Origin of the sequence: Shewanella sp. MF05960 (assembly GCF_050849305.1) — a bacterium.
In the GTDB taxonomy this organism is placed as follows: Bacteria; Pseudomonadota; Gammaproteobacteria; order Enterobacterales; family Shewanellaceae; genus Shewanella.
On record NZ_JBOZPS010000004.1, the window covers coordinates 257,335 to 281,192 of the forward strand.

General features: G+C 42.5%; 26 protein-coding genes. 12 read left to right on the forward strand and 14 right to left on the reverse strand.

Features of this window, described 5'->3' with window-relative positions; genetic code table 11:
* Positions 1 to 54: 54 nt before the first annotated feature.
* Positions 55 to 888: a MaoC/PaaZ C-terminal domain-containing protein gene (locus ACROAE_RS05965; RefSeq protein WP_432400139.1), complete on the reverse strand. Its 834-nt coding sequence runs from the start codon at positions 886 to 888 to the stop codon at positions 55 to 57.
* A gap of 286 nt (positions 889 to 1,174) precedes the next feature.
* On the opposite strand from ACROAE_RS05965, the gene ACROAE_RS05970 reads away from it, so the two are divergent.
* Entirely contained in the window at positions 1,175 to 1,948 is a 774-nt protein-coding gene (locus ACROAE_RS05970) for a methyltransferase domain-containing protein (protein WP_432400084.1), read from the forward strand.
* A gap of 28 nt (positions 1,949 to 1,976) precedes the next feature.
* Here the strand turns inward: ACROAE_RS05970 and ACROAE_RS05975 are convergent, their stop codons facing one another.
* Positions 1,977 to 2,885: a TraB/GumN family protein gene (locus ACROAE_RS05975; protein ID WP_432400085.1), complete on the reverse strand. Its 909-nt coding sequence runs from the start codon at positions 2,883 to 2,885 to the stop codon at positions 1,977 to 1,979.
* A 52-nt stretch (positions 2,886 to 2,937) separates the two neighbouring features.
* Between ACROAE_RS05975 and ACROAE_RS05980 the strand changes: the two genes are divergently transcribed.
* Entirely contained in the window at positions 2,938 to 3,246 is a 309-nt protein-coding gene (locus tag ACROAE_RS05980) for a prephenate dehydrogenase (protein ID WP_188956114.1), read from the forward strand.
* A 128-nt stretch (positions 3,247 to 3,374) separates the two neighbouring features.
* Here the strand turns inward: ACROAE_RS05980 and ACROAE_RS05985 are convergent, their stop codons facing one another.
* Both ACROAE_RS05985 and ACROAE_RS05990 read right to left on the reverse strand, forming a co-directional pair.
* Positions 3,375 to 3,899, reverse strand: a complete 525-nt coding sequence (locus tag ACROAE_RS05985) for a DUF3016 domain-containing protein (protein WP_432400086.1) — start codon at positions 3,897 to 3,899, stop codon at positions 3,375 to 3,377.
* A 160-nt stretch (positions 3,900 to 4,059) separates the two neighbouring features.
* On the reverse strand, positions 4,060 to 4,569 hold the full coding sequence (locus ACROAE_RS05990; protein ID WP_432400087.1) for a DUF4240 domain-containing protein: 510 nt from the start codon (positions 4,567 to 4,569) through the stop codon (positions 4,060 to 4,062).
* Between the two features lie 66 nt (positions 4,570 to 4,635).
* Between ACROAE_RS05990 and ACROAE_RS05995 the strand changes: the two genes are divergently transcribed.
* From ACROAE_RS05995 to ACROAE_RS06015, 5 genes are all read left to right on the forward strand, one after another.
* Positions 4,636 to 5,049, forward strand: a complete 414-nt coding sequence (locus ACROAE_RS05995; RefSeq protein WP_432400088.1) for a hypothetical protein — start codon at positions 4,636 to 4,638, stop codon at positions 5,047 to 5,049.
* Between the two features lie 116 nt (positions 5,050 to 5,165).
* Entirely contained in the window at positions 5,166 to 5,963 is a 798-nt protein-coding gene (locus tag ACROAE_RS06000; RefSeq protein WP_432400089.1) for a response regulator, read from the forward strand.
* A 156-nt stretch (positions 5,964 to 6,119) separates the two neighbouring features.
* On the forward strand, positions 6,120 to 6,392 hold the full coding sequence (locus ACROAE_RS06005; RefSeq protein WP_011638950.1) for an HU family DNA-binding protein: 273 nt from the start codon (positions 6,120 to 6,122) through the stop codon (positions 6,390 to 6,392).
* Between the two features lie 324 nt (positions 6,393 to 6,716).
* Complete coding sequence (locus ACROAE_RS06010) at positions 6,717 to 7,403, forward strand: TorF family putative porin (protein WP_432400090.1); 687 nt, start codon at positions 6,717 to 6,719, stop codon at positions 7,401 to 7,403.
* Positions 7,404 to 7,715: 312 nt separating this feature from the next.
* Complete coding sequence (locus ACROAE_RS06015; RefSeq protein WP_170293502.1) at positions 7,716 to 7,892, forward strand: PA3496 family putative envelope integrity protein; 177 nt, start codon at positions 7,716 to 7,718, stop codon at positions 7,890 to 7,892.
* A 51-nt stretch (positions 7,893 to 7,943) separates the two neighbouring features.
* Here the strand turns inward: ACROAE_RS06015 and ACROAE_RS06020 are convergent, their stop codons facing one another.
* Positions 7,944 to 8,921, reverse strand: coding sequence for a PDC sensor domain-containing protein (locus ACROAE_RS06020; protein ID WP_432400091.1), 978 nt, complete (start codon positions 8,919 to 8,921; stop codon positions 7,944 to 7,946).
* Between the two features lie 454 nt (positions 8,922 to 9,375).
* On the opposite strand from ACROAE_RS06020, the gene ACROAE_RS06025 reads away from it, so the two are divergent.
* From ACROAE_RS06025 to ACROAE_RS06040, 4 genes are all read left to right on the forward strand, one after another.
* Positions 9,376 to 10,728 (forward strand): flavohemoglobin expression-modulating QEGLA motif protein, encoded by a 1,353-nt coding sequence (locus tag ACROAE_RS06025; RefSeq protein WP_432400092.1) that lies wholly within the window; start codon positions 9,376 to 9,378, stop codon positions 10,726 to 10,728.
* Positions 10,729 to 10,886: 158 nt separating this feature from the next.
* Complete coding sequence (locus ACROAE_RS06030; RefSeq protein ID WP_432400093.1) at positions 10,887 to 11,846, forward strand: HlyD family secretion protein; 960 nt, start codon at positions 10,887 to 10,889, stop codon at positions 11,844 to 11,846.
* A complete protein-coding gene (locus tag ACROAE_RS06035) occupies positions 11,843 to 12,820 on the forward strand; it encodes an ABC transporter ATP-binding protein (RefSeq protein ID WP_432400094.1) in 978 nt (325 codons plus the stop codon). Before ACROAE_RS06030 ends, ACROAE_RS06035 begins: the two co-directional genes overlap by 4 nt.
* A 4-nt stretch (positions 12,821 to 12,824) precedes the next feature.
* Positions 12,825 to 13,943 carry an ABC transporter permease gene (locus ACROAE_RS06040; RefSeq protein ID WP_432400095.1) on the forward strand — a complete coding sequence of 373 codons (1,119 nt, stop codon included), beginning with the start codon at positions 12,825 to 12,827 and terminating at the stop codon, positions 13,941 to 13,943.
* A 40-nt stretch (positions 13,944 to 13,983) separates the two neighbouring features.
* Here ACROAE_RS06040 and ACROAE_RS06045 read toward each other — a convergent pair whose 3' ends face one another.
* From ACROAE_RS06045 to metB, 9 genes are all read right to left on the reverse strand, one after another.
* Entirely contained in the window at positions 13,984 to 14,382 is a 399-nt protein-coding gene (locus ACROAE_RS06045; RefSeq protein ID WP_432400096.1) for a hypothetical protein, read from the reverse strand.
* Positions 14,383 to 14,518: 136 nt separating this feature from the next.
* Positions 14,519 to 15,883, reverse strand: coding sequence for an alanine/glycine:cation symporter family protein (locus tag ACROAE_RS06050; protein ID WP_432400097.1), 1,365 nt, complete (start codon positions 15,881 to 15,883; stop codon positions 14,519 to 14,521).
* Between the two features lie 191 nt (positions 15,884 to 16,074).
* Positions 16,075 to 16,611: an SRPBCC family protein gene (locus tag ACROAE_RS06055; RefSeq protein WP_432400098.1), complete on the reverse strand. Its 537-nt coding sequence runs from the start codon at positions 16,609 to 16,611 to the stop codon at positions 16,075 to 16,077.
* A gap of 104 nt (positions 16,612 to 16,715) precedes the next feature.
* A complete protein-coding gene (locus ACROAE_RS06060) occupies positions 16,716 to 16,967 on the reverse strand; it encodes a cysteine-rich CWC family protein (protein ID WP_432400099.1) in 252 nt (83 codons plus the stop codon).
* 77 nt (positions 16,968 to 17,044) lie between these two features.
* Entirely contained in the window at positions 17,045 to 17,929 is an 885-nt protein-coding gene (metF, locus tag ACROAE_RS06065; RefSeq protein ID WP_432400100.1) for a methylenetetrahydrofolate reductase, read from the reverse strand.
* A 338-nt stretch (positions 17,930 to 18,267) separates the two neighbouring features.
* Complete coding sequence (locus ACROAE_RS06070; RefSeq protein WP_432400101.1) at positions 18,268 to 18,753, reverse strand: VOC family protein; 486 nt, start codon at positions 18,751 to 18,753, stop codon at positions 18,268 to 18,270.
* Between the two features lie 216 nt (positions 18,754 to 18,969).
* Complete coding sequence (locus tag ACROAE_RS06075; RefSeq protein ID WP_432400102.1) at positions 18,970 to 19,560, reverse strand: 3'-5' exonuclease; 591 nt, start codon at positions 19,558 to 19,560, stop codon at positions 18,970 to 18,972.
* Between the two features lie 100 nt (positions 19,561 to 19,660).
* On the reverse strand, positions 19,661 to 22,054 hold the full coding sequence (locus tag ACROAE_RS06080; RefSeq protein ID WP_432400103.1) for a bifunctional aspartate kinase/homoserine dehydrogenase II: 2,394 nt from the start codon (positions 22,052 to 22,054) through the stop codon (positions 19,661 to 19,663).
* 114 nt (positions 22,055 to 22,168) lie between these two features.
* Complete coding sequence (metB, locus tag ACROAE_RS06085) at positions 22,169 to 23,332, reverse strand: cystathionine gamma-synthase (protein WP_432400104.1); 1,164 nt, start codon at positions 23,330 to 23,332, stop codon at positions 22,169 to 22,171.
* 210 nt (positions 23,333 to 23,542) lie between these two features.
* Here metB and metJ point away from each other — a divergent pair, with 210 nt between their 5' ends.
* On the forward strand, positions 23,543 to 23,857 hold the full coding sequence (metJ, locus tag ACROAE_RS06090; protein ID WP_160056923.1) for a met regulon transcriptional regulator MetJ: 315 nt from the start codon (positions 23,543 to 23,545) through the stop codon (positions 23,855 to 23,857).
* Position 23,858 lies beyond the last annotated feature (1 nt).

Below are 23,858 nucleotides of genomic sequence, written 5' to 3' on the forward strand. Positions count from 1 at the left end.
AAAAGCTCAAGTCAGAGACTTGAGCTTTTTGCTATTGGCATTAACACTTATTGCTTATAAATAAGTCACATTGCCCTGCAAATGTGGTCTGCGCCCTTTAACGTCACGCATTTCAAAACGTTTACCGTTTTCAATAGTTTCAAAGCCAAAAGTGACTTCAGATGGCATAAACACAGGTAGCTTAAACTCAACATCCACCTGAAAAGGTTTATCGCCAATAAAGGTCATTAATTGCGACAATACACGCGCTTTAGACCACATACCATGAGCAAGTACACGCTCAAAGCCGAAACGTTTAGACAATAAAGGATGCAAGTGAATCAGATTATAATCGCCAGAGGCTTTAGCGTAACGACGACCTAAATCTTCCGTTAAACGCCATTGCTTTACATCTTCCCAGGCCATTTCCGACGCCTTCGGAGGACGAGCACGACGACCGGGTGTGTCGATACGATATAAATACGTCGACAACGCTTGCCATACTAATTCGTCCGCGACAAATACCTTAGAGACTAAGTCAAACTCAAGTCCTGAATCGGTATTACGACTGCCAGAGAGTTCACATTGCACCGTTAAGGTTTCATCTGCTCGCACGGGGCGAAATACACTGATGCTATTTTTAAGGTGGATCATGCCTAGCAACGGGAATGTCACCGCTTTATGGGTAAAAATAGTCGCATGTAATCGAAATGCCCACACATATAAATACGTTGGCGGTAGCGTCACACCGTCGAATTCAAAGCCACACACTTCAGCATATTGGCGAATTTTATCTTGTGACATCACCACATTTGATGCTTGCACATAAATCGTCGGCAGCGGTTGCTGATCCCATCCAGGTTTACGCCCAAACAGAATTTTGCGATATAAAGACAAAAGCGAAGGCATTGCCTTTAATTCGATAGCGAAGTCGTGACTCACAATATGCACCCTATATAGGCAGCCAAAATACTAAGCTGCAAAATGGTTAATAGATCATTATACCTTACTGCATTGAGGTTACTAAATAGCTAATTGTTAAATGCGTTTAATATCAGTTGTAGTGACAGTCCTTGTTGATTTATCGGCAAACTTTTCTTTACTGTCTGTACACAATTAATGATTTGTCTTTACCTTTTTTCATTCACAATGAGACAATTGCCGCACTGACACTGACCCAAAACGTGATGATACCGTGCAAGATAAAAACTTCGATAAACTGAGCCTTAAATTTGCTAAAAACATTTACGGCACCACCAAAGGTGAAATCCGCGCAACCGTATTGTGGCGAGACCTCGCCCCCGCGCTTGCCGCGCAGGGTAAACCACGATTACGCATTTTAGATGCGGGAGGTGGATTTGGTTTTTTGAGTCAAAAATTAGCGGCTTTAGGTCACGATGTGGTGCTGTGTGATATTTCAGAACAAATGCTCGCACTGGCCAAACAACAAATTGCCGCATCCCAGACACCCTTATCGATTGAATTAGTACACAGTCCTATTCAAGCGTTAACGGCCGCACAATATGGACAATTTGATGTCATATTGTGCCATGCCGTAGCTGAGTGGCTTATCGATGCCAACACCACCCTTAACGGATTGCTGAGTTTACTTAAACCTAATGGTTTATTTTCATTGATGTTTTATAACAAAGAAGCGTTACGATTCCACAGCCTGGTGTCGGGTAATTTTGACTATGTAAAACGCGATTTAGTGGTGAAAAAGAAGGTCGGCTTAACCCCTACACACCCACTATATATCGAAGATGTGCGCCAGTGGTTTGCACAATGGCAACTCACAATGGTGACTCAGTCAGGGGTACGGGTTATTAACGATTACTTAAAAACACATTTACCGCCTGACTTTGACACTAAACAGCTTATCGAAATGGAATTGGCCTACTCGCAACGAGAACCTTATTTATCTCTAGGTCGTTACGTGCATTTTTTAGCGCAATCATCGACAAAATAACACTCGTGATGGTTATTTACTCACAGTATCAACATTGCAACAAAGTGCAGCGAGTGACGATTGCGCCTTGTTGTCTAAGCAAATCAGGAATGGCTTGTTGGCCGACAATATGTCCCGCACCTACCACAATAAACAGCTGCTTTTGGTTTTTGTCTTGCAGTAACTGGATTATCTTGTGTGTCATAGAATGATTACGCTGCCACAATAATTTATCTAAAAACTCATCAGACTCCCCCGCTTGCGCTTCCATAATCTGCGCTAATGCCTGAGCATCACCTTGACGCCAAGCATGGATCAAATCAAGCATTTCAGCGTCGCTGGCGTTAATGGCATCGTCGAGCATTTGTAATTGGGTTTCTGTCGAAAATGATGAAATAAGCTCAAATTGAAACTGAATGCTTTCAAGCTCAATTAACGCTTTGCCCTCTTTATTCGCGGTAAAATAAGTGTCCACACCTTGCTCTGCACTATAACCTAACCCTGCAAAGCGGTTTACGCTAATCTGCGTTGACTGCAGCCAGGGCGCATATGGCGCTAACGCCTGGCACATCGCTTGATGAGTTTGGCAATATGCCTTACGTGTGGCATCGACATCGGCAGCAATCTCTGGCGATAATACTCCGTATTGCTGCAACAACGCTGCCGCATTACCTTGAGTGATATCAGCCTCAACCACCAATGCATCCGACTGCTTAAACGCCGATTCGATATGTTGCGCTAAGGGATAAAAATCTGTCTGGCCAATATGAATCGAACCTAATAAGTAGGCTTGCTGTTGCTGATACTCTACTTTATAAAAAACGGGCGAGCCTAATGCCGCGGCAGGGAGTGCGCCTAAGCACAATATCAACACAACACATCGCTTGAGATTGAGTGCTAAAAGTCGATGAATCAAATTGATATTCAAATTAAGCCGACTTTTCCTTGTTGCTTGCATAGCAGCTCCTTATAATTAGTTATATTCTTTATTCATGCACTATGAGGCAATTATGCCGTACACCAATGTTTTTCTACAGATAAAAGAAAACCTGCAAATAGCCTATAGACAAGCCATTGATTCAGATGCCCGCCTAGACGAGTTGCGTAAAGCCGGTCATGGTAAGTTTGTGGCGATTTTTACTGAAGATCAAGGTTTTACCGAGAGCAGTAATCGCTTTTTGCCTTATGTACAAGAGCTTGTTATTGAGTTCGATAAGATGCAAAACAGTACGCATGTGGCGCAAGAAACCCTAGAGGCGTTTGTTAAAAAGCTTGCGACACTGTTACAAACACTGCAAGTGTTTAAGCTTGCTAAGTAACCTAACGTTTCATTAACTGTGGTTATGTTGGCTTTAATGGTGACTTCACTGGCTGAATAAAAAATAAAAGCTCCAACTATGGAGCTTTTGCTTTTAAAGCGATATACCCAATGAAGTCACCAAAAGCACTATAACTTAGGCTCAACACTCTTTTGCAGCCAATCGGTAAAAAGCGTGGTTTCATACTGAAACGGTCTGTCATTGAAACGACGAGAATTGTACATAAAGCTCATATCAGTGATTTTTTCATCGCCACTAATAATCACCTTATCACCCTCATTGACCGTAAAACTAAACGTCGCTCTTGGCGGATACAAATCTTTTACGATACGTAAATCACCTGGTGTCGCACCAAAGGTTGGGCGCATATCCCCCGCTAAATCCAGATTAGTCACTTGCATGTGCAAGGTTTGCCCCGATTTAAGCGACTTTTCAGCTTGTTTATTAATATTCTTGGTTAAGGTTTCAAATAACCGCTTTTCAAAACGAGACTGCAGCTCCGTAGAGGTTTTAATATCCCGAAAATCTTTTGGATTTTGCCATTCAATTTTTACCACACCGACTTCGGTTAGCGGATTAGGTTCAGGCGCATCTTCAGCCATCGCAACTTGCCCCGAAAATACCGAAGCCAATAGTAAATATTTAATCTTCATAATAAACCTCCAAAATACCTAACCGTTCTCCACTTTAACGCGGATAACTTGAACCGCGCAGCAGTAACATGAGTCGCCACTCATAGTGACATATTCAATGCATTCACTTTAGCGCTATCAAGCTGAACCAACGCTTAACAAGAACAATCTAGTCACGCGCTTAAAATGGAAAACGTGCACTTAATAATGGATAGGTTTGACGCATAATTTTTGGCTTAGTGCTAAATTTTTTACCCACTGGCGTATTTTGCCCAGACGGCACAAAAGGTAATTCATCTCCGGTACGGTCTTCGTAAATCTGCCCGGCAATAAGATCATAATCTTCAACAAATGGATAAGCGTAATTATCCACTAACGGCCAGTCGTTTAATTCACCTAAGCAATCGGGGTTTTCTACTATGTTGTCATACCATTGCTGGCCTAAAGACAATAAAAAGCATCTAAATTCGGCAAAGGCATAATCGCTATCACACCCAGTAATAATGTAAGCCGCGCCCCAGACTGACCACAAATAGCTGCGACGTAATTGTTGGCCAAACATTTTATCAAACGCTTTTAGCGAGTCATCGTCTAAAACGGTTAATTTATCACGAAGTTGTTGCGCGGTTTCATCAGAAGATTGGCTCGGGTGCTCACGTGTAACCAGGGCCCAAAAATCGTTTTCAGTCATCAAAATATACCCACATAGCGTGTTTGTGCGATATTCTACCTCAAATTTTATAGCCAGATGACCAATATGAATCAGATAGCACAATCCGCCATGCCTTTAAGAGTAAAAATGCTGGTAGCACTGTATGCACTTCTTGCGTTAATCGCGCTTTGGCGTATGACCACTTTTTATGCATTTGATTTGCTTACCCTAGGTGTCTTACCGTTATTATTTGGCATTTTGACCCGAGCACAGTGGACGAAAGTGGTGCTATTTTTTTATGTCGGCTTACAAACCCTTGGCCTAGCCGCTATCAGCACAACCGCGATCATCGCGTATCAAATTACCCCTAATGACGTTAATTTAATGTTTCAAGGGAACGACATTCCGCTTATTCCCTTATGGTTATTACTCGCAGCACTTATTGGATTTCAATGGTGGGTTGGATTATCAACGGTCACTGGCACTTATTTAGCTCAAAAGCAGAGCAAAACGACATAACATAACTTGTCGTCTATAATCTCCTCATAAGTTTGAGTATGATTTGTTAAAAAAATTAGCTACACAGCAACACCCTAAAACTAAAATAATAAATACAACAATGCGGAACGTTAATCATGAAAAGTCTATCTCCGAGCGAACTGTCTATTCTGCTAGTCGAATCGTCTGACACGCAGCGCAAAATAATCATTAGCCGCTTACAACAAGAAGGCGTTAGTAGCATACAAACGGCCGCCACAATTACCCAAGCAAAAGAGATCATTCAACGTCATAAACCCGACTTGATAGCCAGTGCATTGCACTTTATTGATGGTGAATCGACTGAGTTATTGCAATATATCAAAAACACTCCAGGGTTAAACGACATTCAATTTATGTTGGTCTCCAGTGAATGCCGCCGTGAACAATTAGAAATATTTAGACAATCTGGCGTAGTCGCTATTTTACCTAAGCCATTTAACGCCGAAAACCTCGCCACTGCACTCAACTCAACCGTTGATTTACTGAGTAATGATGAACTCGATTTAAGCCATTTTGATGTCCACAATATTCGTGTATTAGTGGTCGATGACAGTCGAATGGCACGTAACGTGATTAAACGCACTATCGGCAATTTAGGTATGCAACTCATTACAGAAGCCGAAGATGGAGAGCAAGCGATAAGCTTGATGAAAGAAAACATGTATGACTTAGTCATCACCGACTACAACATGCCTTCGGTAGATGGTTTAGCGCTCACTCAATACATTCGTAACGAAAGCCAACAGTCGCATATTCCGATTTTAATGGTGTCATCTGAAGCAAACGACACTCATCTAAGTAATGTATTCAGTGCCGGGGTTAACGCCTTATGTGATAAGCCTTTCGAGCCACAATTGGTAAAGAAAATTCTTTACCAATTGCTAGAAGAGTAAATTGATCACCCTTTAGGCGAATGATTTAGGCTTATTTTGCTCCAAAACCATTACAGATACTGAATTTATAGGATAAAGTGCTTTTAAACCTGCATGGCTTGTGGCATGTTAATGATGTTTTAAAAAACACTTCTATGGAAAGCAGAGAATATCAATATGAACAAAAGTGAATTAATAGCAAAAATCGCAGAAAATGCAGAACTAACTAAAGCTGAAGCTGGCCGCGCACTTAAATCTTTCGAAGAAGCGGTAACTGAAGCCATGAAAAATGGTGACAAGATTTCAATCGTTGGTTTTGGTTCATTTGAAACCACTCAACGTGCAGCTCGTACTGGCCGTAACCCACAAACTGGCAAAGAAATTCAAATCGCAGCAGCGACAGTGCCTAAGTTTAAAGCTGGTAAGACATTAAAAGACAGCGTGAATTAATTTTCGCTAACACCTTTTGACGAAAACCTCCCTTGGGAGGTTTTTTTATGCGTAACATTTAACAAATGCCAAAGATCAATTCAGTTTATGGCTTAATCTAAAGCCTTTATCAACAATCCGCAATTGCACAAAAAAAGTGCAGCGCTGCATCATTAAGCCGCAACAGCATTGCTACAAAATGTAGCACCGACAATTAAACCATTGATTAGTATGAAATAAAAAAAGTGGCATGCGATTCGCTAATTGATCATCAGACAAACCAACATTGAGTACGTTTAAGTATAAATAAATGACTCAGTGACAATAAAACGTTAAGGGATGAAGATGAAAAAATCACTATATCAAGCAATTGCGTTATCAACAGGTTTACTATTGAGCGGCAGTGCCCTTGCTGAAGTCACTGGCAATATTGGCGCGACATCAAACTACTTATGGCGCGGTACTACACAAACCAGTAATGAAGCGGCAATTCAAGGTGGGCTTGATTACGCGCATGACTCTGGTTTTTATGCCGGTACTTGGGCTTCAAACGTCGATTTTGGTGATGAAACCAGCTACGAGTTAGACTTCTATGGCGGTTACGGCGGTAACTTCACTGAAGATCTGACCTACGATATAAGCTACCTGTACTACGCTTACCCAGATGCAGAAGCGAGCATTGATTTTGGTGAAATATCTATCGTACTCGGTTGGAAATGGTTAGACGTAGGCTACTCTCAAGTTGTTAATGCTGACTCAGATGTATCTGGCGCATCAGACGAAAAAGATTGGAGCTATATCCAAGCGAATGCGAGCTTCCCATTAACTGAAAAGCTCAGCGTAGCGTTCCACTACGGTTACTCACAAGGTGATGTCGTCGAAGATCTATTTGGCGATACATACACAGACTACAACGTGACATTAAGCGCAGAAACAGACATTGGTACCGTGTCGTTCATGGCGTCTGATACAGATCTACCAGACAGCGATGCTAAAATTGTTTTAGGCTACTCATACGGTTTTACGCTTTAAAACATCTGTAACAAACTATAAAAAATCTGTAACAAGCTATAAGACATCTGCAATAAAATTAAGCTATCACGCTATTTTTATTCAAAAAAATGCCATTGCCATATGCAATGGCATTTTTTATATTGGCAATATTAGTCACAAATTTTAGTCCGCTTTATAGCAACAAAAAAATTTACTGCTAAGCTCAAAATGAAAGGTGAAAATAGCTGTCCATATCAGACAAAAACTTTTACTTTTCTATTGGTGTTTTTTTAGTTAGAAAGTGCTCATTGAATTCGTTTCGTTTTTACCATTCAACTTGAGGGTTTCGTTATGGCTAATCTTACAGATCGAGTGCCAGATGACACAGAAATTGACGCGATGACAACGCCTAGAGGCAGTAAGTCAACCGAGTCATTACAGCATAAGCGTCAAATCAAACGCAGGTTAGAGGATTTCCTCGAGCAAGCGCAATTGCGCAAAGCCATTGGTGATGACGACTTTTTCTAGCAAAAAGGGATAAACATCGTGTTTATCCCTTTTTAATTTATCTCCATACCGTTACGGGGTATTTTTTTCTGCTCTGCCGCAGTGTCTGTTTGCCTGAGTTTGGGTTAATAACAATTCAGCTTTCGCGCCAAGGTAAACATAAATGCCTAGGCCGACCAACAATCCCACCACCGCAAGCATCATTAAAATGGCTGGCTCAATATATTGTTTTTCACCTAATGAAGCTTTAAACATGGTCAGTAAGGCTTCAATCGAAATCGCTATTAAGATCGTTGAAATAAACCGGGTAATGGTTCTACGCGTCGAGCTGTGCCTAAAAATATCTTTATGCATCAGCACTTCCTCTTCCAATATGGTTTTACCCAAGTCAAAAATAGCCAGTGCCAAAGTTAAAAAGATAATAATGCCAAAGGGCTGCAATGGATCATGCCGGGCCGAGGCCTGGCTAAAGAGCTCATAAATATCTAATGTCACCGTCCACATCAGTACGGTCACCAACACAAAAAGACACAACACAATAGCAGCGTAAATACTTTTAAAAAACGGCGACATTTTACGTCTTGCGCTGTCCCCCATCATGAACTCAATGAGCCGAGTTAAATTGACATCTATCACCACAATGCCTGTCTCACCCGTTGATGAGGTTAAAATTTGTGACGCAGATAAACACAAACCACCGCCGGCATTAGACAAGTAAGGCCGGGTAATGTGTGCAGTATTGGCTTGAGAAAGTTGAGTAAAATAAGGCCGCTGGCTTCTATCTGCCTGTTTACCGTTATTGAGTAGCTTCACTTGCTGATTAACAACACTGATATTGGGGCTAACCTGTATCCCTTGTTCATCGAGTAAATAAATCAGCTCAACAAACGGATAACTCACCGCCATATCTTCAAACACTTTTGCAGAAACAGGCTTATCGAATAAATTCACATCACCCACACCCACTAAAATGGATTCAAGCAGTTCGTGTACTAGATTTTCGTATTCGTGATAACGCTCAATCACGCTTAAATAACTCATTGCAGCCATATGCTGTCCTCTTCATCGACACGACAATGAAACAAAGCACTTTTAATGCCAACAAGTAAATCCATTATTTTCAATACGATAAAGTCTAAACTAATATAATATTTACTTAATTAACGCTCAACACGCACCAAAATAGGGCTTATACCGCTATATTTTTTCATTGCGGTTTTGTGATCGACTTCTGCTAATATATACCCAATCAACTTGAAGATACGTGTTTCAGAGCTTCACCGTGTTTTCAATACTAGGCGCGTTAATGCGGTAATGTAGGCACCTTATAAATTAGCGCAACAACGTAGTGGGAACACGGTGAAACTCCCAAAGGGCAAGTTTTACACGCGTGTAAATTCTTGCTGAAATCGAGCGTCTTCAGGTTGTTTGGGTATAAGCTCATTAGCATCAGGAATATGCCACAAAACTTTATGGCTCAGGTTTTCTAGATTAGGAAAAGACAATGTCTGACTCTTTATTGCGTTATCAGCAAGATATTCGTCGTTTTTCTGATGAATTAATTCGTATCCAAGCACCCATTAAAATTTTAGATTCGATTAAGTGGCCTAAACAAATTGAAGATGACTTTTTAGCCAAACAAACTAAAGTATTGCCCAACGTCAGCAATGACTTTTATCAATCGATACCGTTGTCATTCAATGCCGCTCAAACTCAAACCGATCTACAAGGTTTAAAAAGTGCCATTGAACGAGGCCTAGGAAAACGCGATAAATTAGGCAAAATCCTCCTGGCTAACATTGATCAATATCGAATCGTGATCGACATGCTGCATAATCGCGGTAACCCTACCTTTGGTAAACTCAGCCAAGAGCTATACGGCAGTGCAAGCCATAAATTGCATGGCGACCGCCATACACTGCGTCAACTCGGCGACCGCTTGAGCCATATTTTCTCGTTGCCAGCAGCGCGCCATATGAGTAATCGTCATCCTAAAATCATTACCGCCCCAGAAGCCGTTAACGTACTGAGTGAGCGCTTAGTTAAGTATTTTCATAACGATGAAATTCACGTCAAATTAAGCGATGGTATCGCCTCTGACGCCGCGGTGGGTGGCGATACAGTAAAACTGAATACTAGCGCCATGTTTAGCGAATCCGATCTCAATGTGTATGAAGTCCATGAGGGCTGGGTTCATGTAGGCACAACGCTTAATGGTCGTGCTCAGCCACATGCAACCTGGCTCAGTGTCGGGTCGCCACGGGTAACGGCATCGCAAGAAGGCCTGGCAGTGCTAATGGAAATGCTTACCTTAAGCTCAAACCCAGGGCGCGCTCGTCGTATTAGCGACCGAGTTTCTGCGGTCGACATGGCTGAACAAGGCGCCGACTTTATCGAAGTGTATCGCTACTTTAGAAATCTTAATCTAAGTTCAAAAGACAGTTACCGAGTCACTCAACGTGTGTTTCGTGGCGGCATGGTCGCTGGCGGCAGCTTTTTTACTAAAGATATTTCATATGTGCGCGGTTATGTTGAAAACATTAACTTTATCCGCAGTGCCATTAGCACCGGCTTACCAGAACTGATCCCAATGTTATTTTTAGGTAAGCTCGCGATTGAAGATATTCCGGTACTGTATCAAGCTTACCAGGAAGGCATCATTGCCAAGCCCAAATATTTACCGCCGATGTTTGAAGACATCAGTGGCCTTTATGCCTGGTTTGGTTTTGCTTCTGGGATCGGTAATATTGATCTTAAAGGGGTGCAACGACACTTTGCCCGCCAATTTAAGCACGTGGCTCCATCATTGGCTGTCGACTTGTTTGAAGACTCAGAATTTGACAATAACTTCGAGTAATTATTTCGGGCAATTATTTAGAGTAATGGTTACCGCTTAATCACTATTGTCTAAGCTCATTTTCTAAGACTCATTGGCTAAGTGTGGTGTAAATCACACTTAGCTGACTCATCAAATGCAATGCTATAGTGTAATCATATCCTTATATGAGACTTGCTATGAAGCATCTGCTATTTTCAGCGTTCTTATCCTGCGTCATAATCCTCAGTGGTTGCACGCCGGCCACGCCCGACCAAGCTTTAGGGACCTTAGAGCGCGATCGCGTATTACTGCGCGCTACAGCCGCTGAAATCATTACTGCCCAACCCATAAAAAAAGGCATGAACATTAATCATGGAGATTTATTAGTTCAATTTGATACCCACAAACAAGCGGCACGATTAGCCGTGATGCAAGCCGAAGTGGTTAAAGCCAAAGCCTATTTATTAAAGCTCACCAATGGCGAGCGACCAGAAGACATTGCCAGCGCAAACTCAGCATTAAAAAGTGCCAATGCCGCCAAAATTGAAGCGCAAAAATCCTATCAACGCACAGCCAGTTTATTGGCTAAACGCTTAGTCAGTGAGGCCGAACTCGATCGGGCTTTAGCTCTTAGAGATCAAACTACAGCCGAATACGATGCAGCAAACGATCGCTTAACGGTTTTGATCAAAGGTGTTCGCCAAGAAGATATCTTTCAAGCTCAAGCGGCACTCGATGCAGCCACAGCTAATTTAAGCTACGAGCAACAGGTGTATAGCGATTTGAGTATCCGCGCAACTCGCAGCGGAAAATTAGACAACTTACCTTACAACATCGGCGAACGTGTTCCTCTAAGTGCTGTAGTGGCGGTAATACAGGCCGATGCAGCGCCTTATGCCAGAGTGTATATCCCCGAACCTTACGCCGCTAAACTAAAAATAGGCCAAAGCTTGTCGGTAACGGTCGACGGGATCGATAACGGCTTTAACGGCACGCTTCGCTGGATAAGCACCGAACCCGCATTCACGCCCTATTACGCACTCAATCAAACGGATCGTTCACGACTGGCATTTTTAGCTGAAGTGAGTTTAGATGACACCGCTAGCGAACTCCCTACCGGTATACCTGTTCAAGTTATCTTACCGGCGCAAAAATGAAGCCATTAACAGACCCACAATGGGTAATTCAAGCACATAATCTCACTAAACGCTTTGGCGACTTTGCTGCGGTTGAACGCTTAAATTTATCTGTGCCTAAAGGTCACATATATGGCTTTTTAGGCCCCAATGGCTGTGGTAAATCAACTACCATTAGAATGCTAACCGGCTTATTAACACCAAGCGAAGGCGACATTAATGTCATGGGGTTAAGCATCCCTAAACAAGCTGAAGCATTACGCCATCATATTGGGTATATGACACAAAAGTTTTCGCTCTATGACGATCTCACCGTCAAAGAGAACCTGCAATTTATTGGGCGAATTTATGGCATTAATGCAGACCAATGTAAGAAACGAATTGATCAACTGCAAAGCACTTATAAGCTCAATCAATATCAACACCAATTAGCAGGCACACTCAGCGGCGGACAACGGCAACGGCTTGCATTAGCCTGTGCCTGTTTAAATCAGCCTTCATTACTGTTTTTAGATGAGCCCACTTCAGCCGTCGACCCACAAAACAGGCGCGACTTTTGGGAACAGTTATTCGACTTATCAGAGCAAGGCACCAGTATTTTAGTGACCACACACTATATGGATGAAGCCGAGCGCTGCCATAAAATCGCGATTATGGAAAAAGGTCACATTAGAGCCGATGACACACCAAAATCATTAATGGACAATATCAATGCCCACGTTGTTGAAATCACCACCACAGATTTAAGGCAATTAAAACAGATGCTAATTACCATTGAGCACGTTACCTCAGCAGCGCAATTAGGTCATCGCCTACGGGTATTGGTGAGTAAGAACATCAGCGATCCTATCCCCTGGATATTACATCAATGCCAGCAGCACAATCGGCAGTTGAATCCGCAAGACATACGCCTAGTGACGGCTAATCTAGAAGATGTGTTTGTTAGCTATACAGGCCAGCCCGTACCCGCCCAACCTATGCAACAAGAGGGCTAAGGTCATGGCGAGTTTATTAAGCAGCATTCGTCATAGCTATTTGCGCATTTATGCCATTACCGCCAAAGAAATCAAACAACTAAGCCGCGATCGCATTACCTTTGCCATGGTGATTATGATCCCGCTCATTCAATTACTGTTATTTGGCTATGCTATCAATACCGATGTGCGTGCCATCCCCGTGGCAATTGTCGATCAAAGTGACTCCGCGGCTGGGCGATGGATAGTTGAAGCGGTTAAAGTCACTCAAGTGGTGGAGGTAAAACAATTTTTAACCACAGCAGAGCAAGCGCAAGCCGCCATCAGGCGAGGCGACATTAAAGCCGCGTTAATTTTACCGCCAACCTTAACCGCAAAATTAGCGCATAACGAACCGATAGGCCAATGGATAGTCGATGGGTCAGACACCATGATCGCAGGCGCGATCAAACAACTCAAAAACCTGTCTCTCAACGACATTGTGCCTGAGCAAACGAGCAGTTCATCTCGGTTTGAAGTGAGTCTTTTTTATAATCCTGAGCAGCGATCGGCAGTCAATATTGTGCCGGGACTCATCGCAGTGATCCTTACCATGACCATGGTGTTATTTACGTCGTCCGCCATTGTGCGAGAACGAGAGCGCGGCAATTTGGAACTATTGATCACCACCCCAATTAAACCGCTTGAGTTGATGATAGGAAAAATTCTACCGTATATCGTTATTGGCCTCATACAAATGACCATTATTTTAGGGTTAGGTAACCTCATTTTTGCCGTGCCGATCAATGGTGCAATCAGTCATTTATTGCTTGCTACATTACTGTTTATTACCGCTAGCTTAACCTTAGGTTTAATCATTTCAACCATTGCCCAAACTCAACTTCAAGCCATGCAGATGACGATTTTTATTTTACTGCCAACCATATTACTGTCGGGGTTTATCACCCCGTTAGAAGCCATGCCAACCACAGCCAAATGGATTGCAGAAGTCCTGCCTGGCACCCACTTTATGCGGGTCATTCGGGCAATAGTGTTAAAAGGGGCAACGCTAGGCGAGCTCTACAAGGATATTTTATGGCTAGTGGGATTTACGTTAATTGGATTGTGGGTAGCAGCAAAGCGCTTTAATAAACGCTTAGATTAGTGCCTATTGCTGAGCAGCAATAGGCTGGACCTGCGATGAATTAAAAGCCTCTATCAATACTATAAGCTTCGCCATTACATTCTAAATAAGCACTACAAGATGGATCAACAAGGCGACCGCATTGCTTCATTACAATCGCATTACCTCCGCGTTGCGACACTTGTACCTTAAGCGACTTAGCCATAGACGACAAACTGGGTAAATTATCCAATTTCGCCGGGTTTAATGAGTTTTCGCAATAATATGTTGTGACTTCGCCCAAAAACCTCGCTTTAAACCTCGACATCTCCGCAGAGGTATATGTATCAACATTACCTGCTTTTACGTTACCTACCGCGATATCGCCCGCATTGGTTCTAAACCCCAAATTAGAGCAACCAGCGGCAAATAACACCGCTAACACGGTCGCACCTAATGTGGCCAAAAATGCTTTTTTCATGTAAAAATCCTTTTAAAAAAGCATGCTCACTAAAATAATGAACATGCTTAACTGAGAACCAAAATTGATTAACGTGTCTAACAGAGACTATGAATTATAAGATTAAGTTCAACAGCTCATCAATAATTCAGCAACATTAGCGCTGCGCTTTAAGTGCGCGCTGCTTGAGAAAGTATTCACGGGTTAAACTAAATACCACAGGGCTAAGTAACACTAACGCGATTAAGTTTGGAATCGCCATCATGGCATTTAATGTGTCGGCCAATAACCAAATAAACTCTAAAGAACTCACCGCACCTAATGGCACCACTAACGTCCAAATTAAACGAAATGGCTTAACGGCTTTATCACCTAAAAGGTATTGAACACACTTTTCGCTATAAAAGCTCCAACCTAAAATGGTGGTAAAGGCAAAAACAGCTAATGCGATAGCCACAATGTAATTACCCATAGGCAATGCATGCGAAAAAGCAAATGAGGTTAATGCCGCACCATTTTCACCCGAGGTCCAAGCACCTGAAACTACAATGGCTAAACCGGTAATTGAACACACAATTAAAGTATCGATAAATGTGCCTAACATGGCCACTAAACCTTGTTTTACCGGATTACTGGTTTGCGCTGCCGCGTGAGCGATAGGTGCACTCCCTAAACCAGCTTCGTTTGAAAATACTCCACGGGCCACACCGAAACGGATAGCCGCCCATACCGCTGCGCCTGCAAAACCACCTTGGGCAGCAACAGGGTTAAAGGCACTTTCAATAATTAACATAAACGCCGCTGGTACTTGGTCGGCGTACACCACCAATACTGCAATACCAGCAGTAATATAAAACACCGTCATTAATGGTACTAACTTGCCAGCAACTTCAGCAATACGCTTAATACCGCCCATTAATACCGCACCAACCAATACCATCAATACCACGCCAGTCACCCAACTTGGTACGCCAAAGTTACTGCTCATGGCATCGGCAACGGAGTTAGCTTGTACTGTATTACCAATACCAAAGCCGGCAATAGAACCAAAAATAGCAAAGGCGGTACCGAGCCATGCCCACTTGCTGCCTAAGCCGTTTTTAATGTAATACATTGGGCCGCCAACATGATTGCCGTTGGCATCTGTCTCACGATATTTTACCGCCAATACCGCTTCAGAAAACTTGGTCGCCATACCTACAAGCGCAGTACACCACATCCAAAATAAGGCACCTGGGCCACCAATAAAGATTGCCGTAGCAACACCCGCAATATTACCCGTGCCTATTGTTGCCGATAACGAAGTCATTAACGCATTAAACGGACTCACATCGCCTTTTTCGCTTTCGTCTGTGACTTGGCGACCAGACCATAATAATTTAAACCCGCGACCCAGTTTTAAAATAGGCATGAGTTTTAACCCAATAGACAGAAATAAGCCTACGCCTAAAATCATAACCAGCATGGGGATACCCCATACAATACCGTTGACCGTACTGACAAAACTTGTGATTGCTTCCATGTAAAACCTCATAATGAGTAATGACTATTGTCGAAATTATTATTATTAGATGTTTAGTTATTATTATTATCATGACAACGGCCCAACTCCATTGTCATGATTGGATTTTTTAGGTTACCCCGATTACGTTAATCAAGGCAACCTAAGACAAGATGTGATGAATCATCTTCAAGATAAAACAGGTTTGTCCGTTACTCTTTTTCAAGTATCACTTTCAATGAATCTAAGCCTTGCTGTAAATCGGCCCCAATCATGGTTTCAAAATCGACAAATAGAAACATCAAGTTCATTGGATAGTCCATGTGGCCGCTAAAGTCCCAATCCACTTTAGTTTGTTGAGTGCTGATAGCTTCAGTTGTCATGTAAGCAGGTGACGTCGCTTCAAACGGCGAGATAAAGCGTAATTCAAAATCGATACGCTTACCTTCGTCAATGGCAATAATCTCTTGCTCACCAACCCCAACATCAGGGTTTTCACTCGCCCATGCAGATACAAAACCCACTGTCGCATCTGTTCCTCGAAAGGTTTTAACCATTTCGGGGTCCATTTGCGCCCACTTACTAAAATTATCTTGGTTTTTTAGATGTTTAATATAGTCAAAAACCTCAGTAACAGGCTTGTCTATGGTAACGGTGCGGGTAACGGAGTAATCGGTTTTAATAAACAATGCGGCGATAAAAGGGATGGCGATGATGACAGCAAGCCCTAGGAGAATTTTTTTTAACATTATTATCCTCAAATATTGAGGTTTTAGTATACCTACCAAGCGCTTGTAAACAACAAATAATTAACAATTGAAATGACTATATCAGGTTATGACAAAGGAGCGGATCAAGGAATAAATAATTGTACTGCAGAGGCTTCTGTCGCTGTGATGAGTGCTATTTTGGCTAAACAGGAAGTACAGACACATTGATCTGAACGGATAGCCTTGTCTGGATATGTCGTTACATATTGCTGAATCAATTCAACCGCACTATAAGCAGAATCGACACACCAACAACTTGAAATATCTTGCCCAAGCGCCATTGAACACGCATTTTTTTGATGACAAATAGGGCATAGACCCGCTAACTCAGACACTGAATTTCCTCGTTAAAAACCAAAAAGCCTTCTGTAATCATATTACAGAAGGCTTCAATACCCAATCCCAGATTACCTTACTTTGGCCGCACACCTAGAGTGTGGCAAATCGCATAGGTTAATTCTGCACGATTAAGGGTATAAAAATGGAAATCTTTAACGCCTTCACGCGCTAACACTTTAACCATATCAATGGCCACATTTGCACCAACCAATTGACGTGTTGCGGGGTCATCATCTAAACCTTCAAACTGGCGGTGTAACCAATGCGGAATCGCCACATTGGTCATATCGGCAAAACGTTTCGTCTGCTTAAAATTAGTCACAGGTAAGATCCCCGGGATAATCTCAACATCAATACCCGCAGTAACACAGCGATCGCGAAAACGTAAATATGATTCAACATCATAGAAAAACTGGGTAATGGCACGGTTAGCACCGGCATCAATTTTTTTCTTTAAATTTATCAGGTCAGCTTGAGCATTACGTGCATCTGGGTGCACCTCAGGATAGGCTGCAACCGAAATATCAAAATCAGCAACAGAGCGCAATAAGCTGACTAAATCATTGGCAAAACGAGTTGGTTTTGGACTGCCTTCTGGTAAGTCACCCCGCAGCGCAACAATGTCTCTAATGCCTGAGTTCCAATAATGTTTTGCTAACTCAACGAGCTCTTCATCACTGGCATCAACCAAGGTTAAATGCGGCGCAGCTAACAAATTAGTTTCTTTTTGAATACGCTCAATCACACTGTGTGTACGGTCACGTACCCCAGAGTTAGCACCATAAGTTACCGAGACAAACTTAGGGTTTAATGGCTCTAAACGACGAATAGAATTCCACAGGATCTCTTCCATCTCAGGTGTTGAAGGCGGGAAAAACTCAAATGATACATTAATATCACTCAGCTCAGACAAGCTCTGATTTAACGACTGGGCATGTTGTGCATGATGAAAAGCCATAATGTATTCCTTCAACTTCTGTAACACTTCGGAGTCTATACCAAGCGGCTAACTGGACTAAATTCAGTTTATTTCAACCTAACCATTTAGCCGTTTGGACGTCTATATGTCCATATACTAGTTTAACTGCATGCTAAGTCAAGCTAAAAAAACATCCATCACACGATTTAGTGGCATAACACTTCTCCCATAAATAAAACCGATTCAAATGAATCTATTTTAAAGGCTCGATTGAAGTCGCTGGTTGTATTCTGAGTGGTCATTTATTAATGCGGATTGGTATAAAACAAGAAAGCGACCTTTAAGGTCGCTTTGGGGGTGAGGTTCAACGGTATAACTTACTCGTAATCAGTAGCGTACGTTTCTTCATAAGTATGCGAGTAGAATTCAAATAGGTTACCAAACGGATCTTCTAAATATACCATTTTAGCGGGTTTGCCATCGTCTTCAGGGTGGTAACGCATAATGTCCATACGCACCTTGCCGCCATATTGTTCGGTACGTGCAATTGCACCTTCAAAGTCATCGGTTTGCAAACAGAAGTGGAAAATACCAAGACGCGTAAAATCAACATCATGGCGCTCTTGGCGATCAACCATTTCAAATAGCTCTACACCAATACCGTCGGTGGTGACTAAGTGCGCAATGTTAAAACCTTTAAAGCCTTCACCAAATACAGCGACACACATTCTGCCAATCGCCGTTTTGCGCTCTTCTTGCACTTTAGTGTTACCCATTACCACTCGTAACCCTAGCGCTTTAGTATAAAACTCAACCGCTTTATCCATGTCGCCAACCATTAAACCTACGTGATTCATTTTCATAACTTACTCCTAAAAACGATTAATCGATTCGTCATTTGTTTCGATGGAGTAATCTTACGGCGAACACGACATTAATAAAAATTATCAAATTTTATTAATTTGATAATAAATATTTATGTTTTTTTGAGTTTATTCTGTAGCTACGTTCGGCAAAAAAGAGAAAATATTAAGAATAATAAAACCTATGGAGTGGTGAAAGGTGCCATATTTCTAAGATTACTGCTGGCTCTGTCTTTCAATTTCGAGCTCGATGAGTAATGCAGTATGGGCATCATTTGCCGCATATTTTTTCTGATGGTTATGCAGAGGGAATATTGACCAATTGGATTGTTGTGCACTCTTAGATAGTCGTTGATTAAAAAACATCGCAACCGCAACTCTAGCGCCAACACGTTGTTTAACGCGTGCAAAGCGCATCACTTTTGAAGAAAGCTCTTCTGTATTGGTTAACGTAATGCCAAATTTTCTCAAGAGTATTTTTCTGTCTTCCTTTAACCCAAACCCCACCTTTTTTATCGTAGGATCCGACAGTATTTTAGCAATGTCAGTGAAGTGCTCATAAAACTGAGTAGGAAATAAAAATACTTTGGACTGTGTGGCGATTTGAATTAAATGAGGTCCATCGCTTACCTCACCTTTTATAAAACAAGGTTTGCTCTCGGTATCAAAGCCTAAGCAAGAGTGTGTTTTTAACTCTGCTATTGCACTAATCGCGTCAGCGGTGTTTGTGACAACGATGATATTATCAAGACCAATACCCTCATAAAGTGGTAAATCTCGAATTTGCTCCTTTGTTGGCCTTTGCATTTAATATCCTTTTAATCGTAAGCAGCACTATCTAATAGAGGACGAAAAACTAATAGAGGACGAAAAAAAAGACCATTCAACATGGTCTTTTTAATCAATATTACTCTTGCAGTAAGTCTTTACAAATATGCACTAAATCTGACTGCACTGCGGCTGCGGTGACCTCTCGCCCAGCACCTGGCCCGCGGATAATCAATGGGTTACCTTGATAAAACGCACTGCGAATAACAAACACATTATCGCCTGGGGTTAAGTTGGCATAAGGATGATTATTGTCTACCCACTGCAAACCGACCTCGGCCTGCAGTTTACCCTCGACTTTGTCTAACGAGGCCACGTAACGCAGCACTTTATTTTGCTCAGCGGCTGCAACATATTGTTGTAACAAGTCATCATCTAACTCGCTAATACGCGGTAAAAAATCGTCTAATGACAACTCTGCTAATGCCTTAGGCACTAATGAATTCAACGTAATATCATCGAGCTCAACGGCTAAACCAATCTCACGGGCTAAAATCAGCAATTTACGCTGCATATCACGGCCAGACAAATCGTCTCGCGGATCGGGTTCGGTAATCCCTAAACCGCGCGCTTCTAGAACTAATTCAGAAAACGGTTTGCTGCCATCGTAGTTTTCAAATAACCAACATAAGGTACCCGAAAAAATTCCGCCGACCGCTTCAATGGTATCGCCACTATTACGCAAATCGTTTAAGGCGTGTTGTATCGGTAAACCCGCCCCACAACTGGCGTTATAACGCCAAAATAACCGACGATTACTGAGCTGTTGCTTTAATTCACGGTAAAAAGGTAATGGCCCAGAACCCGCCAGTTTATTTGCGCTCACCACGTGAATGCCACGTGCAAATAGCTCAGGATACTGCAAGGTTAATGTGGCACTGGCACTGATGTCTAACGCGACAATTTCATCACAAGACAATTGTGCTAATTGCTCAAACAATGAGTCGTAATCCCAATCTTTGGCATGGGCTTGATAATCTTGCTGCCAATGATTAAGGCGTATACCGTCATTTGAAATTAATGCCTTTTGCGACCCAACCACGCCGATAAGCTCTACCGACGCTTCAAGTTCGCGATCTAATGTTTGGCTGGCACGCTTAAATAAATCGACCCATGCTTCGCCAATATTACCGACACCTAGCAGCAACACGCCGATGCGCATTCTGGGACCGGCGCAGCGACGATGCACCTTTTGGGTTAATAAACTCACCTGCGCTTGTGGCACTAAGGTCACTAAGCTTAACGAGTCTTGATAAACAGGTTTGGCATCGCGGCTTAATAAACGGGCAAAGCTGCGTCTAAAATGATGTGCATCTGCACTGACTAACGCCACCAATCCAAGGTCAGTTTGTATGGCTAATTCATCAATCGCCCATTGCTCGCCATGTTTGACCAACAGTGCTTGAACCTGTTTTTGGCTTTCTAGGGTAAATGCCAGCTCAAATTTATGTTGGGCGAGTTCCCAATATGCTAATGGCGTCAGGCCTGCTTGATCTAAAATAGCCAGCAGTGGTGCAATCTCGGTGTTGAGTTTAAAGCTAAATAACACCACTTCATTGAGGTTAGTCACCACAGGTGCGCTAGCCGATGAACTCAGTGGAGCGATTAAGGTAAAGTCGGTGTGAGATGCGTAGCTTGAACGTACGGCTAAACTCACATCGGTGTTAAATAATGGCTGCAAAGTACGTGAGTGCAAAACAGGCGAGCCTAAACGCGCAAGGCGATCAGCTTCTGCTAAAGACAAGCTTTTAAGCAATTTGGCATCATTAATTTTGTTAGGGTCAGCGTTAAATACCCCTTCCACATCAGTCCAAATGGTGACACGTTCAATATCAGCCAGGCTAGCAATTAGCGTGGCGCTAAAGTCAGATCCATTACGGCCCAGCAATAAGGTATCACCATGGCGGTTAGCACAAATAAAACCGGTAATCACTAAACGCTCTTGCGGATGCAAAGCCAACAAAGCTTGCACCTTGTCACGCGACTCTTGCACTAAAATATTAGGCACTGAACCTTCGTCGGCAACCAAAATAGAACAGGCATCAACATGCGTTGCAGCCACGCCGGTTTCGCGCAGTAATGCCGCCATTAAGCGTGCAGACCAGCGTTCACCAAAACTCACAACCTGGTTTAACTGATAATCGTTGTGCTGCTCTAAAGACAACAAGCTGACTAATTGCGCTCTGTCGGTAGACAAGCGCTCACGTAAATCACGCGCCTGCTCGTTTGACAATAGTTGCTCAATTAAGGTTTGTTGGTAACTAATGAGCACTTGCAGCTCTTCTTGCCAAAGTTGACCGCTGTCGCGCAAACTGAGTAATTTATATAAGAAGTTAGTGGTTTTACCGGCAGCAGACACCACCACAAGATCATCACTGTTACCATGAGTCAGTAAAATATGGGCAACACGACGATAGCAATCAGCATCCGCTAAACTAGAACCACCAAACTTATGTAAATGACCTCGCGCCATTACGCACTCCTTAAACAACTACGACTTTTTTTATTGCGACCGCTATTTTACTTTATTTAACGAAAACTACAGCTAACATAAACGTAAATTAAGCTAATTTTACCCAAGTTCAGGCTATTTAATTGCTGCAACTGCGGCTAAACCGGCTTTAATATCAGCAACCAAATCTTCAGCATCTTCAATGCCGACAGATAGTCTCAATAAAGTGTCTTTAATACCAGCCTCTTGGCGTGCTTCTGCATCCATTGCTCTGTGGGTCATCGTGGCCGGAACGGCGACTAAACTTTCCACTCCGCCTAAACTTTCAGCAACACTGAACAATGTCAGCGCATTTAAAAATGCCACCACTTCGGCCTCGCCACCTTGCAATTCAAAACTTAACATAGCACCAAAGCCTTGTTGTTGTTTTGCCGCAATTTCGTGACCTGGATGGTCTTTTAAACCGGGATAGTACACTTTAGCAACTACGTCGCTGGCATTAAGTAGTTCTACAATCTTTTGTGCGTTACGTTGATGCTCTCGAATACGCACTGCTAGTGTGCGTAAACCGCGTAAGGTTAAGTAACTGTCAAACGCAGAACCGGTTAACCCAAGGGTATTTGACCACCAATGTAACAGTTCGCCTACTTCAGGATCTTTGGCTACAACCGCACCGCCAACCACATCGCTGTGGCCATTAATGTATTTAGTGGTTGAGTGAATAACGATGTCAGCCCCCAACAATAACGGTTGCTGTAAAATGGGTGATAAAAAGGTGTTATCTACCGCAACTAATGCCCCTACATCACGACAAGCACGGCTAATCGCTTCAATATCAACAACGCGCAGTAATGGATTTGACGGGGTTTCTAACCACACTATTTTAGGTTTTTGCGCTATCGCTTGGCTCAATGCTTGAGCATCGGTTTGGTCGACAACCACTAATTTAAATTGGCCTTTTTTAGCCAAATTGGTAAACAAGCGATAACTGCCACCATAACAGTCGTGCGGAACCACTAATAAATCATCAGGGCCGAGTAAGCTGGTCACCAATGTAATGGCCGCCATACCTGTGCATGTCACCACTCCGGTTGCACCTTGCTCAAGTTTTGCCAGCGCGTCACCTAATATGCAACGAGTAGGATTGCCTGATCGGCTGTAGTCAAATTCGCGCGGATTTTTATGGCCGTCGAACGAATAATTTGTCGATAAATAAATCGGTGGTACTACGGCTCCATGTTGTGTGTCTGATTCTATACCCTGGCGAACGGCCAATGTGGCGCTTTGATACTTAGTCATAAAGACTCCTAAAAATTCACAAACACACAAAATAGATGTCTAGACGTCCAAATTTACCTAAGAGGTTAGCGTACGTCAACCTAAATTAGACGTTTAGACGTCTAAACATAAAGAAATCTATTTGCAATCGTCACTAAATAGTAGCAATAATTTGACTAGAGATTGTAAGGGGTTAAAATCTGCCCCGTATTTATCGTTAAGGGTAAGTTAATGACTGAGTGGAATGGCGAATATATCAGCCCATATGCCGAACACGGCAAAAAGAATGAACAAGTAAAAAAGATTACAGTTTCTATCCCTTTAAAAGTATTAAAAGTACTGACAGATGAGCGTACCCGTCGCCAGATAAACAATCTGCGTCATGCGACCAACAGTGAACTGTTATGCGAGGCATTTTTGCATGCATACACAGGCCAACCATTACCTCATGACGGTGATTTATCCAAAGATGAACCGGATAGCATTCCAAGTGAAGCGAAAAAGTTAATGGATGAGATGGGTATTGAGTGGGAAGAAATGGAATAAC

Coding starts and splice junctions, on each gene's coding strand:
- ACROAE_RS05965 (WP_432400139.1), bottom strand. CDS start 888: ATGCCTTCGCTTTTGTCTTTATATCGCAAAATTCTGTTTGGGCGTAAA.
- ACROAE_RS05975 (WP_432400085.1), bottom strand. CDS start 2,885: ATGCAAGCAACAAGGAAAAGTCGGCTTAATTTGAATATCAATTTGATT.
- ACROAE_RS05980 (WP_188956114.1), top strand. CDS start 2,938: ATGCCGTACACCAATGTTTTTCTACAGATAAAAGAAAACCTGCAAATA.
- ACROAE_RS05985 (WP_432400086.1), bottom strand. CDS start 3,899: ATGAAGATTAAATATTTACTATTGGCTTCGGTATTTTCGGGGCAAGTT.
- ACROAE_RS05990 (WP_432400087.1), bottom strand. CDS start 4,569: ATGACTGAAAACGATTTTTGGGCCCTGGTTACACGTGAGCACCCGAGC.
- ACROAE_RS05995 (WP_432400088.1), top strand. CDS start 4,636: ATGAATCAGATAGCACAATCCGCCATGCCTTTAAGAGTAAAAATGCTG.
- ACROAE_RS06000 (WP_432400089.1), top strand. CDS start 5,166: ATGAAAAGTCTATCTCCGAGCGAACTGTCTATTCTGCTAGTCGAATCG.
- ACROAE_RS06005 (WP_011638950.1), top strand. CDS start 6,120: ATGAACAAAAGTGAATTAATAGCAAAAATCGCAGAAAATGCAGAACTA.
- ACROAE_RS06010 (WP_432400090.1), top strand. CDS start 6,717: ATGAAAAAATCACTATATCAAGCAATTGCGTTATCAACAGGTTTACTA.
- ACROAE_RS06015 (WP_170293502.1), top strand. CDS start 7,716: ATGGCTAATCTTACAGATCGAGTGCCAGATGACACAGAAATTGACGCG.
- ACROAE_RS06020 (WP_432400091.1), bottom strand. CDS start 8,921: ATGGCTGCAATGAGTTATTTAAGCGTGATTGAGCGTTATCACGAATAC.
- ACROAE_RS06025 (WP_432400092.1), top strand. CDS start 9,376: ATGTCTGACTCTTTATTGCGTTATCAGCAAGATATTCGTCGTTTTTCT.
- ACROAE_RS06030 (WP_432400093.1), top strand. CDS start 10,887: ATGAAGCATCTGCTATTTTCAGCGTTCTTATCCTGCGTCATAATCCTC.
- ACROAE_RS06035 (WP_432400094.1), top strand. CDS start 11,843: ATGAAGCCATTAACAGACCCACAATGGGTAATTCAAGCACATAATCTC.
- ACROAE_RS06040 (WP_432400095.1), top strand. CDS start 12,825: ATGGCGAGTTTATTAAGCAGCATTCGTCATAGCTATTTGCGCATTTAT.
- ACROAE_RS06045 (WP_432400096.1), bottom strand. CDS start 14,382: ATGAAAAAAGCATTTTTGGCCACATTAGGTGCGACCGTGTTAGCGGTG.
- ACROAE_RS06050 (WP_432400097.1), bottom strand. CDS start 15,883: ATGGAAGCAATCACAAGTTTTGTCAGTACGGTCAACGGTATTGTATGG.
- ACROAE_RS06055 (WP_432400098.1), bottom strand. CDS start 16,611: ATGTTAAAAAAAATTCTCCTAGGGCTTGCTGTCATCATCGCCATCCCT.
- metF (WP_432400100.1), bottom strand. CDS start 17,929: ATGGCTTTTCATCATGCACAACATGCCCAGTCGTTAAATCAGAGCTTG.
- ACROAE_RS06070 (WP_432400101.1), bottom strand. CDS start 18,753: ATGAAAATGAATCACGTAGGTTTAATGGTTGGCGACATGGATAAAGCG.
- ACROAE_RS06075 (WP_432400102.1), bottom strand. CDS start 19,560: ATGCAAAGGCCAACAAAGGAGCAAATTCGAGATTTACCACTTTATGAG.
- ACROAE_RS06080 (WP_432400103.1), bottom strand. CDS start 22,054: ATGGCGCGAGGTCATTTACATAAGTTTGGTGGTTCTAGTTTAGCGGAT.
- metB (WP_432400104.1), bottom strand. CDS start 23,332: ATGACTAAGTATCAAAGCGCCACATTGGCCGTTCGCCAGGGTATAGAA.
- metJ (WP_160056923.1), top strand. CDS start 23,543: ATGACTGAGTGGAATGGCGAATATATCAGCCCATATGCCGAACACGGC.